General features: G+C 45.7%; 9 protein-coding genes. All 9 read left to right on the plus strand.

What is annotated here, in order from left to right; translation table 11 throughout:
* Nucleotides 1-104: 104 nt before the first annotated feature.
* Complete coding sequence (locus tag ABIE27_RS07140; RefSeq protein ID WP_429350192.1) at nucleotides 105-2,702, plus strand: hypothetical protein; 2,598 nt, start codon at nucleotides 105-107, stop codon at nucleotides 2,700-2,702.
* A 197-nt stretch (nucleotides 2,703-2,899) separates the two neighbouring features.
* Entirely contained in the window at nucleotides 2,900-3,463 is a 564-nt protein-coding gene (locus ABIE27_RS07145; RefSeq protein WP_123065326.1) for a hypothetical protein, read from the plus strand.
* Nucleotides 3,464-3,609: 146 nt separating this feature from the next.
* The gene (locus ABIE27_RS07150) at nucleotides 3,610-3,885 is read left to right on the plus strand and encodes an alpha/beta-type small acid-soluble spore protein (RefSeq protein WP_123065327.1); all 276 of its coding nucleotides are present in this window, start codon (nucleotides 3,610-3,612) and stop codon (nucleotides 3,883-3,885) included.
* A gap of 253 nt (nucleotides 3,886-4,138) precedes the next feature.
* Nucleotides 4,139-5,341: a methionine adenosyltransferase gene (metK, locus tag ABIE27_RS07155; protein ID WP_123065328.1), complete on the plus strand. Its 1,203-nt coding sequence runs from the start codon at nucleotides 4,139-4,141 to the stop codon at nucleotides 5,339-5,341.
* Nucleotides 5,342-5,597: 256 nt separating this feature from the next.
* On the plus strand, nucleotides 5,598-9,314 hold the full coding sequence (locus ABIE27_RS07160; protein ID WP_151458084.1) for a SwmB domain-containing protein: 3,717 nt from the start codon (nucleotides 5,598-5,600) through the stop codon (nucleotides 9,312-9,314).
* A gap of 266 nt (nucleotides 9,315-9,580) precedes the next feature.
* Nucleotides 9,581-12,304, plus strand: a complete 2,724-nt coding sequence (locus tag ABIE27_RS07165; protein ID WP_123065330.1) for a stalk domain-containing protein — start codon at nucleotides 9,581-9,583, stop codon at nucleotides 12,302-12,304.
* 47 nt (nucleotides 12,305-12,351) lie between these two features.
* Entirely contained in the window at nucleotides 12,352-13,512 is a 1,161-nt protein-coding gene (locus ABIE27_RS07170; RefSeq protein ID WP_090922925.1) for a sensor histidine kinase, read from the plus strand.
* Between the two features lie 4 nt (nucleotides 13,513-13,516).
* The gene (locus ABIE27_RS07175; protein WP_063567747.1) at nucleotides 13,517-14,239 is read left to right on the plus strand and encodes a response regulator transcription factor; all 723 of its coding nucleotides are present in this window, start codon (nucleotides 13,517-13,519) and stop codon (nucleotides 14,237-14,239) included.
* A 235-nt stretch (nucleotides 14,240-14,474) separates the two neighbouring features.
* Entirely contained in the window at nucleotides 14,475-14,867 is a 393-nt protein-coding gene (locus ABIE27_RS07180) for a hypothetical protein (RefSeq protein ID WP_123065331.1), read from the plus strand.
* Nucleotides 14,868-15,310: the final 443 nt, after the last annotated feature.

The following is a 15,310-nucleotide window of genomic DNA, read 5'->3' on the forward strand; positions in this document are numbered from 1 at the left end:
ATTATTTTAGGTAGTTATTGATATTTCACAACAACATCGTAACTTTCTCTCCTCTTCAAACGTTTATACTATATAGCAACAAGCAACTTATGGGAGGTTTGGAAGTGGATCAAAAGAAAATGGTTGTGAGCTTGCTCGCAAGTGCGATGTTGATCAGTTCAACGGCTGGTGTAGCGATGGCTGCAAATACAACAACGAAATCATCTGCCGCAAGTAGTAGTAGTGCAACGAAGAAAACAACAACACCGAAAAAACAGGTTGTACATACTCTGGGGAACCTGGCCCCTGTTAAAGTGACTGCACGCAGTACTGTAAGATTAACGGATGTGAACATTCTGGCTCAGGATGATGGTAACGTCGTGACATATACGCTGTCGTATCAGAATAATGACAGTAAACCTCTGATGATGATTGATTATTGGAGTAAGGTAAAGACAAGTGGAGGCACAGTGTTTTCCCCTAAACTGATTGCCAAGGATCAGGAAAAGAAATCGATATCCCCTGGTTCCACGGTAGAACTGACTTATCTCATGAAGGCGGGACGTGAAGTGAAGATCAGTGATCTGAACTTCCTCATCGTGAAATGGGATTTTAGTCAAGCTAACTATGAGCGAACACTGGGAAAGTTTAATGTGCCTGCCTCCTATAGCATTACTACACCTGTGGGTAAGCCAAAGACGGTTCGGCTGAGTGACTCTGCGGTGAAGGTTAAAGTCTCTGGCATCAAAGTCTATCCAGGTGAAGATAAGAATCAGTATGTGAAAATTGGTGTGAATTTAAACAACATTAGTTATAAATTGTTAGAGAACCCGAATATCAAGTGGATTTTGCGTACACCGGGTGGTGTGAACTATCCATTAATCCCGGACAAAGATAGTACATCGGTGAGTATTCAGGCGCAGGCTAACAAGTCTCTTGGTCTGATGGCTTCGCTCCCTACGTCAGTGAATTTTCAGAAATCTGAGCTATTACTCGTAGAGGAACAGGGCGAAGAGAAAAGCGTACTACCTGTCGCAGCAATGCAGCTACCTGAGGCAAGCAAAAGCAATGTCAATGTAGTAGCAAACCAGCCTAATATTATTTCGATTGATGGACAGCCTCTGTCTACTTTGCTAAGCTCATCCAGAATACGAATGGAAGATGAGGAATATACGTTAAATATGCAGATGGTGCTGAAAAACGAAGGAAAAAAGGTCATAAAAGTGCCGACGTATTCATTCGAGATCCGTACTGAAGATGGAACGGTTAATCCAATTGAAACGAAAGCGTTGGACAACTTGAAATTGAACCCAGGCGATATCAAAACGATTAAGCTGAGTGGAACATTCCAAGGGGATGGAGACACGAGCAAGATGAAGTTGTATGTGATGAGCCCTAAGGATAAGACCGAGGGCACGGATACGACAACGGCAACTCCGGCGAACGGATTGGTCTTCTCTTATCCTGTTGGGGTCTATACTTTGCCTGAATCACCATCCAGCGGAGATGCTCTGACTACAGAAACGGTCATCAAAAATAACAAAGGAACATTTGGCGTATCAATCGGTTCGTTACAACGTCTGCCATGGTTGGATAGTGATATTGTTGCAGCTAAGGTAACGATCCGTAACGCATCAACCAAAACGGTACAACTTCCTGAACTGGAGGCAATGTTTACAATCGATTCAGCTCAAATCGATGGAGATAAAAAGTTAATTTACACGCAATCCGGCAAACTGTTGGGCGCAGGTATGACAACTGAAGCTTATCTGTTAACTAAAATCCCATCGGATCTACGGATGTCTCGTCTGGAACTCAGTCTGAACGAAAAAGTGAGCGAAGAAGAAACCAATGAATGGATCACATTGAATACCTCTGGACTCATTCAACCTGTATCCTTTGTTGCCCAAGGCAAAACGTACACATCTGGTACAGGCGATAAAGAAACGGAGATGGGTGCACGCAGAACGATCCGTTATCCAGGGGCTTCGTCGGATATTGTGTATACCGAATTTGAGATGACCAATAAATCATTGCGTCAGAGTGGCCTTGGTAAGCTGGTTGCTTACTATAAAACAGCAGATGGTCAGTACTATAAAGCTACAGCAAAACAATCCGAACGTCTGCCTGGACCTGGGCAGAAGTCGATTGTAACCTTCTGGGCCAAACTACCGAAATCTATTACATTCTCTGACTTGAAGCTGGTCGTAGGTGAAGGAGTCGCTGATGGTAAATTTGTAACGGGTGAAGGAGAAGCATCAGCTTATGTTAATGCTATGTCATTTGAAGTTCCGCCAGTCTCTGTTAATGTACTAGGTTCCCTCAGCAACATTGATCTCTACCCGTATAATCTGACAGCGAATAGTGTGCGTGCTTATCTGGCAGGCAGTACGTCTGTACAGATTGAAATGAACTATACACTTACTCGTAACGAAGAGACAGAGATGGCTGAGAATGAACATAAACTAATTCTCACACTTACGGATCAAGCTGGTAAATCGTATGAGAAAGAATTGACATTGGGAACGGACATTAAAGTTGGCAAAAACCAAACCCTGACATGGAGTATTGAAGATAGCTTCTTCGAGAAGCTGCGCGGAGGTTCATATCGTCTGAGTCTGGATGATCAGTTCCAAGGACAGCGTTTACGTCTCGCGGAGCAAACCTACGGATATGACCTGACAAAGCTGCCAAAGGAAGAACCTACAAATGCGTCAGAATGATCTATAAATAGATCGATTTGAAATGATAAAAACTGGTATTCTAGTTACAAAAGAAGTGATTTGATAACGAGCAATTTTGATATTCAAGAACAGAAACCTCGCTTACCCATGCAGGGAAGCGAGGTTTTACTTGTCCCATCGTACCTTTTTCTCTATAGTTAAAGTTAATAGATTACCAGAGGAGGAACAAATTAAAGATGAAACCCTATATGAAAGTATCTCTAGCTGCACTGGCGATTGGTGTTGGCGTGTGGGTCGGGGCGGTATATAATGATACAGCCATTGGCGCAGGCACAAGTCAGCCGGGAACGGCAGATGATCCAGTGGTAACGAAGAGTTATGTGGATCAGCAGATTCAGAAGGCGCTGGGTGGAGGTGCTAGTACAAGTCCAGGCACATCCACTGGCAACAATGGCTCGACAGGAACAGGCAACACAGGCGGATCGAGCACCAATCAGGGATTACCGCCGCTGGTATCGGGTGCAACTGATGCTGTAGAGATTGTAACCGTGAAGCCGGGTCAACAGCTGCTCGGCAAATCTGGCGCGGAGTTCATTGTACGTAGCGGTAAAGCTGTGATCGTCAGTGAGGGTACAAATGGTGTAGCCGATCTGACGGATGGGGTAGACCTGACGAATGGTCAGGCAGCACCGACCAATCACCTGCTTTCTTTTCCAAGGGACGGACGTGGCATTACGGTTCTGGATGGTAACAAATACAGCTTGACCGTCATGGTACGTGGTGGATATACGTTGAAATAGGTTGTGCAGTTTGATGTGGAATTATTCTTTTTCATTACTTATTATTGCTCAGATTAACCAGTTCTAACAATCATTAATACGGCTAGCCGGGCTTGTCTCTGCTCACTCTATACTTGTAGACAACCAACAAACGGAGGTGCAGGAACATGGCTAGAAATAATAAGAAGGTCGTACCGGAAAGTCGTCAAATGCTCGATCAGATGAAGTACGAAATTGCTGCCGAGTTTGGTTTGAATGTAGGTTATGGTGGGCGTGGGAGTCTGACTGGTGTAGATACGGAGTTCGGGGGAGAACTCGGCGCGATGAGTGATCATTCATATGGGCAGTATAAAGGCTGGGGACATCTCACATCCAGGGAGAATGGATCGGTCGGTGGAGAGATTACAAAACGCTTGATTCGTCAGGCACAGCAACACCTCTAGAACTCATACGTAACGTACCCTGAATTGACACCACTTGACAAATACGATAAGATGGCAGTTGAGGTATGCAACCTTTTCCACTAGGGAAAGGTTGATTTTTTGTTAAGGCAATTACCTGAAAAATCCTTGTCTTCGTTATTGCGGATCAGTGTCCTTATTATACTGTAAGCTTCTTCGAGGGTATAGTGAACGAATCGCCGTTATGTTTTGTTCGGGCAATCGCCATACTATCGTTATGGGAGGTTGAAACTTCATGTCTATTAAAGGCCGACATCTATTTACATCAGAGTCTGTAACCGAAGGACATCCGGATAAAATCTGCGATCAGATCTCCGACGCCGTATTGGACGCGTTTCTTGCGAACGATCCAAACGCTCGTGTAGCGTGCGAAGTTTCGGTAGCAACAGGTCTTGTACTTGTTATTGGCGAGATTAGCTCTGCGTCTGAATATGTGGACATTCCGGCAATCGTACGGAATACAGTAAAAGAAATTGGGTACACACGTGCCAAGTACGGTTTTGATTATAATACATGTGCGGTACTGACGTCACTCAACGAGCAGTCCGCTGATATTGCACAAGGTGTCAATGCTGCGCTGGAGCATCGTGATCCAGAGCAAATGGCGCGTGAAACAGAGAACATTGGTGCAGGTGACCAAGGTCTGATGTTTGGTTTTGCAACAAACGAAACACCAGAACTTATGCCACTGCCAATCGCATTGTCTCACCGTATTGCACGCCGCTTGGCGGAAGTGCGCAAGAACGGTACGCTGGAATACCTTCGTCCAGATGGTAAAACACAAGTGACGATCGAATATGATGGTGACAAGCCGGTACGTGTGGATACAATCGTTGTTTCCACGCAGCACGCTGAAGAAACAACACTGGAACAAATCCAGAAAGACATCAAAGAGCAGGTAATCCTGCCTGTTGTTCCAGCAGAGTTGCTGGATGAGCAGACGAAATACTTTATCAACCCGACAGGGCGTTTCGTTATTGGCGGACCACAAGGGGATGCAGGACTGACTGGACGTAAAATCATTGTTGATACATATGGTGGTTATGCACGTCATGGCGGTGGTGCGTTCTCAGGTAAAGATCCAACAAAAGTAGACCGTTCTGCAGCTTACGCGGCTCGTTATGTAGCAAAGAACCTGGTTGCTGCGGGTCTGGCTGACAAAGTGGAAATCCAGCTCGCTTATGCGATTGGTGTAGCTAATCCGGTATCTATTAACGTAGATACATACGGAACAGGCAAAGTCAGCGAAGAGAAGCTGGTGGAACTGGTGCGCAACAACTTCGACCTTCGTCCGGCTGGCATCATCCGTATGCTGGATCTGCGTCGTCCGATCTACAGACAAACAGCTGCTTACGGTCACTTCGGCCGTACAGATCTCGATGTTCCTTGGGAACAAGTGGACAAAGCAGAACTGTTGAAAGCACAAGCGGGTCTGTAATACGTTCGGGTAAACATAAAGCTCTTGGTTCCGTTCAGGAACCGTGGGCTTTTTTTTCATGAATTTCTGAAAATCTTTTTTAATCGTGTACTTTTGTAGCCCAGTAATACTGAAAGATAATTGCACCCAACAAGTTATAAATTAAATGTAAAATACATCCAAATAACTAACAGTTATTCCTTCTATAGCCGACATACATATAGAGGTCTGTATACAGACATAAGGACTAAGGATTGAGGGGAAAGGATGGGTGTTTGTGAAGAATTGGGCCCGTAAGGGATGGATTGCACTATTAATCGTTATGTTAATGACACAGGGTTTGCTAGGCGGCTGGACAGGTGGAAATACCGCTTATGCCGCAGGAGATCTGCCTGCGAAAGGGATCGGGGCGACGATACCGCTGTTAAACGCGACACAGGTGGATGGAACGCAGCCGCTGAAGATTGAATTCAGCAATCCGGTGAGAAAGGTAATTGGGACACAAGAGAAAATCATCATTCACCGACTTTCAGATAACTCCATGGTGCGTGAAATCAATATCACTGATCCAACAGTAAGTATTACACCTGATAATGTAGCTGTCGATCCAGATCTGGGAAAGGTCGTTACAATTACGCCTAGTTCTGCGTTGCCAGGTGGCAGTTTCTATGTTTCCATTGGCAATCGGTCTTTTGTATATGCGGATGGTCAGACTTTTTTTGAAGGAATGGATAAGGAGTGGACCTTCCATGTAGCTGCTGTAAATCCGGCCAAACTGCTGAATCGATCACCGCAAATGGCATCTACGGGCGTATCGCCTTCAGCAAATCTCACATTGACCTTTGATCAAGCGATGTCTAGAGGTACGGGGAAGCTGCAAATTTATCAAGGAAATGAAGTGTTCGAAGAGGTGGACGCGAATTCTTCGCAAATTAGTTTTAACAGTTCACAAACCATTGTGACGATTGACCCTGTTCGAAACTGGGCAAATAATAGCACCATATACATAGCTATACCCGAAGGTTTTTTCCGTGATGCGCTTGGCAATGACATTGCCGCGATCCAGCGAATCGACTGGGGCTTCAATGTGATCTCTGATCCATCAGCTATCACGGTAGCTACGCTGTCTCCAGCGAATGGAGCAACAGGTGTCGCTCTTAACACTGAGCTGAATGTAACCTTCACCAAAGAGCTGGATACGAGTTATTCTGCACAAGCCATCCTGAGAAGCTCGAACGGGGGTACGGTGAACGCAACAACGATTATTAACAGCTCGAACAACCGTCAACTGCGTATCATTCCACAATCCAGTCTGACGAGTAACACGACGTATACGGTGGATATTCCGGGTAACGTCTTCCGGGATCGTTCCGGCAATGTATTTACAGGTTTAAACGGGACAACCTCGTGGACGTTCAGAACCTTGTCTGCTGACACGACACCACCAGAACTTAAAACGGCAAAAATGTACAGCAACACGATTATTCGCTTGACGTATGATGAATGGTTATCTACGTTTGACCCGCTGCCTTCCAGCTTTGCAGTGACGGTCAATGGAGAAAACCGTAGTGCAAGTACGGCATATGTTTCAGGGGATAGCGTATATGTTGTGCTGGATACAGGTGTCGCTGTGGGGCAAGTTGTGAAAGTATCTTATACAGCCCCGGCGACAACTACACGCAGAATTCAGGACTTGTCCCTGAATGCAGCGGCCTCCTTCTCGGCAAGAGATGTGGAGAATGGGCTGGATTCCATCATGTCCAAACCTCGTGAAGGTATGGCATATACAAATAGCATCGTTCTCTATTATCCGGAGACAGTATATATCAACTCGAGTGATGCGTATAAACAGTTCAGTGTTACTGCCGATGGCAAGAACATTGGCGTAAGCAGCATTTCAACCAACACTAGCTCACAAGTTACGTTGAGCCTTGGTTCTTCAATCAGCAATGGTGAGGTGGTAAGAGTATCGTATCAGCCAGGTGACCAGCCTGTAAAAGATAGTCGCGGGCAGCCGCTTGCAGGGTTCAGCGGTTTCTATGTACGTAATAGCAATGATTCGAAGCCTCCTGTCTTCCAGAAGGCTGAAGTTAACGCGAACAAGCTGTGGATTTATTACAATGAGCCGCTAAACCGGTTAAACAAACCGATGAACAATCAATATTCGGTACTGGCAGATGGCAAAGCGATCTTTGTGAACAATGTGGACATCGATGATGATCTGGTGACACTCACGCTGGCAACACCAGTGACAAGTACACAAGTGGTGACATTATCTTATGTACCGGGAGCCTCTCGTTTGACGGATCTGGGGAACAATCAGGCCGCGTTGCTGGATCTTGTACCTGTGACACAGACTTTCGGAAACGGTACAATTCTGTCCGGCATTCTGCAGGGGGATACTATTCAGATTAACTTTCGAAACGCATTAAAATCAGAAGCGGTGTTAACTCCCTCACAATTCAGAGTACAGATTGGCAATGAAGTCGTTCCGGTTAGCTCCGCCTCGGTTAACGGGTCTGTTGTGACAATTAAACTCTCTAAAGCTACTCAGGCCGGACAGGTTGCTACAGTGACGTACACCCCAGGCGGTGTTCAGCTTAGAGATGCTTTGAATACAGAAGTGGCCGCGTTCGGACCATTGACGTTGCAAGAGAAGACAGCGAGTACAACGCCAACGGATAATACATCGGTAGGACTCCCAGCCTGGCTTACGGAGCGTAACGCAAATAACTCCGGTTTTGCTCAGAGTATGTTAATTCTGAGTACAGATGCAGCAACAGCTAAAACGGCAGCATCTCGTTATAACCGAACAACACAGCAGTACACTCTGGATGAAAATAAACTTGAACAGGCGTTCAATTATGCGTCGAACAGCTTTAAGCTGAATCAACCGATCATATTTGAGGTCCCAACAACGAGTGAAGCAGCCTATGTGGGTATTCCATTTCATAAGCTCTCCCAACTGGCAGGGAAATATCGTACGGGTACGATCGGGGTCAAATATAAAGACAATGTATGGATGGTTCCTCTAGCAGATCTGAAGTTTGTATCTATGGGACAAAGTGCGGGAATCACAACGGCTCCAGGGACAGCTACCCTGTACGTACAGATGGAGCCTGTACCAAGACTTTCAGCAGGTGCCATGGACTTCATGTTATCGAGATCCAACGCTCAGAGTCTGGGAGAAGCAACAGAAACCTATGTTACGCTCTTTAATGGAAACACGGAGAAGAGTGTAGAGCAAAATATTAAAAGTCAATATATAACCAAGGTGCCTGGAAACACATCCACACTGTTAACGACCTTGACAGCGATTGATCCTAACTCACAATCGTTATCATATATACCGACGGCTTACCGGACCTCTCCGACAGGGATCGTAGCACGTGGTTTGTTGGATGGAAATCGCGTGATCGCACCGATTACCCATCTGGTCAGCTTCCCGAAAGCATCGGATTGGTCCAGGGAAGCATTAACGGAACTCGCTTCCAAATGGATTATCACTTCAGATAATCTGGACAAGTATAATACCAAAACCAATATCACCCGTGCCGAGTTTGCTGAATTCGTAGCAAAAGGATTAGGGCTCAAACCGGATGCTTCTGCAACACAATTTACTGACCTTGGTAGAAGAACTGAGACCAATGGATATATCGGTGCTGCCGTGAAGGCACGTATAATTCAGGGTGTAGGAAACGGGAAGTTTCAGCCAAACAGCCCGATTACGCGTGAACAGATGGCGATTATGCTAGTCAACGCCATGGATTACGTAGGGCAGCCTCCGGCACTTCAGGAAAAGGCAGAGGATACACTGAAGGTGTTTAAGGATAAAGACAAGATTAAAGGATCCAAGGATTCTGTAGCCAAAGCTGTGCAAACAGGCATCATCCAAGGAAACCAAGATAAGACGTTCAAGCCTTTGGGTAAAGCGACCAGAGAACAAGCAGCAGTGATGTTAAAACGAATGTTGAATCGGATTGGTTATCTGTAGACATATAGAGCTGGATTCAAAACCTATTCAATATCTGGGTTTAAATATCAATACACAGGATGATTCCCAGGTATGGAGGACTTACTCGATACCTGGGTATTTTTTTACCAGAAAAGCCCTTAATATTCATGATTAACGTAACTTTTTCTATAAAAAACAGTCTATTAATAGAAGAGTATACTAGGGATCACGCTATGAGACTGTCACTCGGCAGGATCTGTGTGATATCTAAGATTGATATACAAGATGGGAGAGACGTTTCAAACATGCTGGGGAAACATGGGAAACAGCTGGAAGACGTTAAGTACAACAAGGCAAAGAAATGGGCAATTGTAACGCTGGCAGGTGTAATCTGGATTGCACCTGTGATGAGTGCAGGTGGACAGCTGTGGTCAGGAACTTCATGGCAATCCGTAGCCGAGGCGGCATCGACGAATACGAGCAAGCTGAGCGAAGAGATTTTGACTTCGGGTGCGAAGCTCATGAAATACAGATATACGACAACACGTTCAGGTTCGAAGGTGAATGTGCTTGCCGATGTGATCCAGGTGGATCTACAAAATCCGTACGTGAAGTTAGATGTAATGACAGGCAAAGGGAATAAATTAAACAGTAAACAAAGCACTGGTGGTATGGCAAAGGAAAACGGCGCAGTCGCTGCGGTGAACGGGGATTATTTTAACGTGTCTGGAGAAATGTCACCGATCGGCGGTCAAGTCTCTGACGGAGTACTGGTGTCTACGCCTTCGGAATTGAAGGGCATGTACGCCCTCACGGTAACTAAAGATGGAAAGCCGATGATCGATGAATATTCATTTGACGGCACAGTGAAGGCACAGGATGGTTCAACCTTCGCTCTGCGTGGGATAAATAAGGAGGACTATACGGTTGAAACGGGATCGGGTACATACAGCCATGCGAACTCCATGTATATTTATACACCTGCATGGACGTCGACCAAACGTCCGAATGATCCTTCTACCACGCCGACGGAGGTGCTCGTACAGAATAATGTCATCACGCAAATTTCGGATAAAAAGGCGTTAAATATGACTGTACCGTCAGACGGGTATATTTTGCGTGCACACGGTACAGCGGCCACATGGATTATGAGCCACTTGTCTGTTGGGCAGACACTGGGAGCAGATTACAAGCTGGTCGCCAAAACGACAGGACAGTCGGTTGATCCAAGTAATCTGGAGATGATGATTGGTGGTCACACGATTCTGGTCAACGGAGGCAAAGCGGCGTCCTTTTCAAGGGATATTGCTTCTTCGGGGATCGGAGGTGTCCGTGCCAGAACGGCTGTCGGATACTCTCAGGATGGGCGATATGTGTATATTATTGCAGCCGAGAAAAACAGTAACAGCAGCGGCTTGTCTTTGACCGAACTGCAGTCATTTATGACCAGTATCGGGGTATGGAAAGGCATGAACCTGGACGGCGGCGGATCAACAACCATGGTTACACGTCCGCTAGGTGAACAGTCCGCAAGCCTCACATTTAATACCGAGTACGGTACCGAGCAGCGTCAAGTAGTTAATACTCTTGGTGTGTTCTCAACGGCACCTGAAGGCAAACTGAAAGGTTTTGCAGTAAGCGGTAACCAGACGTTGCTCGCAGGTCAGGAGGGGAAGTATGCTGCGAAAGGGTATGACACGTACTATAACCCGATTGCCACAGGTAATATTCCATTGACCTGGAAATCCAGCAATAACGGCATTGTCAGCGTCAGCAACGGAACGATCAAAGGTGTGAAGCCAGGTACAGCTACATTGACGGCAACAAGCAACGGGGCTTCTTCTTCCATCAAAGTAACAGTGCTGGGTGGCAACGAACTGGCTTCATTAACTGCTGGATCTGGTCTTGGCTCACTCCAAGCGGGAACAACCGTCTCCATTCCGGTGACAGCTACAACAAAGAGCGGACAAAGCGTGACTGTACCAGCCGATTCCCTGACATGGGAATTCATCGGATTTAAAGGTAAAGTCGCTGGAGATCAGTTAACCGTATCCTCTGTTAATGACGGAGCACAGGTTGGTTATGCGATTGGCCGTTACGATGGTTACAGCACGGTTGTTGTACTCTCTACAGCAGCAAGCGAAACCATCTGGGAAAACTTCGAAAACGTGAACTATCCGATTAACTTCACAACAAATGCAGCAGGGGTGACAGGGTCGGCCGCAGTCGTGGCAGGAACCGATGAGAAGGCTGGCTCGAAGGTACTGCAACTCAGTTACGATATGACGGGTGGAACGGGTAAAATGTATGCTTATGCTCAGCTGAACGGTTCAACAGGCAAAGATGTATCAGCAACGGCAACCTCCATGTCGATGGATGTGATGGGCGACAAGAGCCTGAACTGGCTGCGTGCGGAATTCACAGATGCCAAAGGCAAAACGGTATATGCCGATCTTTCCAAAGCGATTGACTGGAACGGATGGAAGAAGGTTAGCGTAGACCTGAATGGCCTAAATATGGCTTATCCGGCAAAATTGAAGCGTGTATATGTCGTGAACGTGGAAGAGGGACAGGATGAGCGTGCGATGACAGGAACGGTTGCGTTTGACAACATTGCATTCACCATGCCTTCCAAATCCAGCGAAGTTGGATTGCCTACGGGTACAGCTTCATTGGTACTTGGACAGAAGTCGATGACAGTAAACGGGACAACAAAGACCATTGATGCAACACCGGTCCTTAAAAATGGAACAACGTATGTACCGATCAAACACGTACTGGATGCCTTTGGCGGACAGGCGAACTGGGACAGCAAAAATCAGCGGATTACTGTAATCCGCGGCAGCAAGCTGATCGATCTGGTGGTAGGTCAGAAAGAATTTGTTCTCAATGGCAAAAGACAGAGCGCAACGGTTGCACCTTACGTAAGCGGGGGTAGGACTTTAGTCCCTCTCAGACTCGTATCCGAGCAACTTGGGCTGACTGTAAAATGGGAACAGAACACGAAGACCGTTACCATCTCATCGTGATATGGTATGATATATACCGGAAACGATAGAAATGGAGTCGAACAAACGTGGATTTACAAGCCGATGCCATAGACCGCGTCATAAAAAACGCCATACAAGTCATGGAAAACAGCAAATATCAAATGTTTGAAATCATGGACTCCACTCGCGATGAGCTGAAGACGCTCAATGAGGAGCTCAAGTCAGTGCTAAAGGAAACGGCGGAAACGATCGAGAAAGTAGATCAATTGGAACTGAATTACCGCCGTTCCCGGATCCGGCTTACAGAGGTGAGCCGCGACTTTGTCCGTTATTCGGAGCATGATATCAAGCAGGCGTATGAAAAAGCGACGCAGCTGCAGCTGGATCTGATGATTTATCGTGAGAAGGAAATGTATCTGAAAGCCCGTCGGGATGATCTGCAGAAGCGTGCCAAAAATGTGGAAGCTTCTGTAGAACGTGCCGAGACCATTGGTTCACAGATGGGTGTTGTGCTAGAATACTTGTCAGGAGAGTTGGGTCAGGTGACCCGGATTATCGAGTCTGCCAAGAATCGACAAATGATTGGTTTGAAAATAATTTTGGCCCAAGAGGAAGAGAGGAAACGTATTGCCCGCGAGATTCATGACGGGCCTGCGCAGATGCTTGCCAATCTAGTGCTTAGGACGGAAATTGTTGAAAGAATGCTCATGAAGCAGGATTTTAAGATGGTTCAGGCCGAAATAGTAGATTTGAAAGGCCAGGTTCGTTCAAGTCTTGAAGAAATGAGAAAAGTAATATTCAATCTGCGTCCTATGGCACTGGATGATTTGGGATTGATTCCTACGCTTCGGAAGTATGTGCAAGATTTTGAAGTAAAAACAAAAATTCGGTCGCTTTTTGAAACAAGAGGCAAGGAACATCGTCTCTCTTCTGCAATGGAGGCTGCGATCTATCGTCTCGTGCAGGAAGGTCTGTCCAATGCTGCCAAGCATGCTTATCCCACATATGTTGTCGTAGAAATTACATACCAGGCTCAGCTCGTCAAAATTGTCGTACAGGACAATGGGCTTGGGTTCAAACCGGAGCTTCTTGCCAAGAAAAGCAAGGATCACAACCACTTCGGTCTGATCGGGATGAGAGAACGGGTTGAACTGTTAGAAGGAAGAATAGAGATTGAATCCGCAGAGAACCAGGGAACCAAAATAGTCATTCATATCCCGACAAACGTGGATAAGGGAAAGGAGTAGCAGGATGGAAAACCGTGATACTGGAAAAACATCAATTAAAGTTCTTTTGGCTGATGATCATCAGCTGTTCCGAGAGGGCTTGAAACGCATTTTAAATATGGAGGACGACATTGAGGTCATCGGGGAATGTGGTGATGGCATTCAAGTGCTCGAATTCTGTAATCAGGATAAACCGGATATCGTTCTGATGGACATTAACATGCCTGTTGAGAACGGCGTTGAAGCTACTGAGAAACTGCGCGAGCTGTTCCCGGATGTAAAAGTTATTATTTTGTCCATTCATGATGATGAAAGTTATGTATTCGAAACACTCCGTAAGGGAGCAAACGGATATTTGTTGAAAGATATGGAAGCAGAGTCACTGATCAACGCGATTCGTTCCGTTCATGAAGGTCATGCATTTATCCATCCTAAAGTAACGGGTAAACTGATTATGCAACTTCGTCGTATGACGTATCTTAACGAAACGGGTGCGATGAGCGAAGGTGCTTCGAAGGAAGCAGGCGTTAAATTTGTTGCTGGAGACAATAACCCGCTGACACGTCGTGAAGCTGAGGTATTGCGTTTGATGGCCGAGGGTAAGAGCAACAAGATGATTGGTGAATTTTTGTTCATCAGTGAAAAAACAGTTAAAAACCATGTCAGCAGCATTCTGCAGAAGATGGAAGTCGACGACCGTACACAGGCCGTTATTAACTCTATCAAATATGGCTGGGTTACGCTCTAATCTTGTAATGTTTAATGATCTATTCACTCGCGTCCTTTCCAATAGCTGGAATGGTTTGCGGGCTGATGGACTTTATCACTGTACATGGACAAAGTGTAAAGATGTACTGAACATTGGTTCAGGCGAGCGTCGACGGGTTGTTTGGCTGTAACCCTTCGGAATACGCAGCATATACTGCGGTATACAGGGATGTTCGCCATGGGTGAACATGACCTTCCGAGGAGGTGCAGTTGCCATGGTTGCTCATCTGACTATGATTCTGCTCATATACTTCCTGGCGGCAATGGCCGTTCATCTTATGCATCAGCGCCATACTTCCCGCCCGGAGTCCGAAGGCTTCGAGCAGATTTTGCTCATTCCTTCCAATCAGGTAGGACGGATTGAGGGCATCATTCGATCACTTTGCCTGGAATTATTATATCGTGGCAAGAGCTTTACATTAACGGTGGTCGCCGAGCAACAAGAGCAAGAGACGATCACGATTATTGAAAAGATCTTACAAAGACAAGGCATGGAGTTGTCTTATCTGCCAGCTGTGCCAGCAGAGCTTGAACATGCCGGGCAGAGGAATGGCGGCTATCGCCTCATTGATCTGCGTAGATCCAGTGATGAAGATGGGTGCAGATAATCCTCACATTTTACAATTTACAGATGTTGATATGCCGATTCGAGATGAGAAAGATTACAGCTTGATGCTGTAATCTTTTTTTGTAATTGTAGCCAAGTCTGCCTTTAAATTGAATATGGGTTTTATTGCAATCTATGGTTAAAGACTGGATTTATTACTTCGGATGACGCTGAAGAAGCATTTTGAAGTCAGAAGTCTTAACTTAAAAGTATAGACTAATAAAACTGGAAAAAGTTGCGCATATACAAAGGAAAAATTCCGAATTTTTAAGGGAGAGCCTACGTGACGTTAAGGTTGTATTGACGGGCAGAAAGTAAAACCATATACTTGCTTTATATAAATATTCAGGATGATAGAGTCGAACTCTTGAAGAAGTATTCATTTCGAAGATGATTCAGGAAATGGCAACAGATCATGAATCAAGTACATATTTGAAAGTTATT

This window comes from Paenibacillus sp. 4624 (assembly GCF_050435065.1).
Taxonomy (GTDB): domain Bacteria; phylum Bacillota; class Bacilli; order Paenibacillales; family Paenibacillaceae; genus Paenibacillus; species Paenibacillus amylolyticus_D.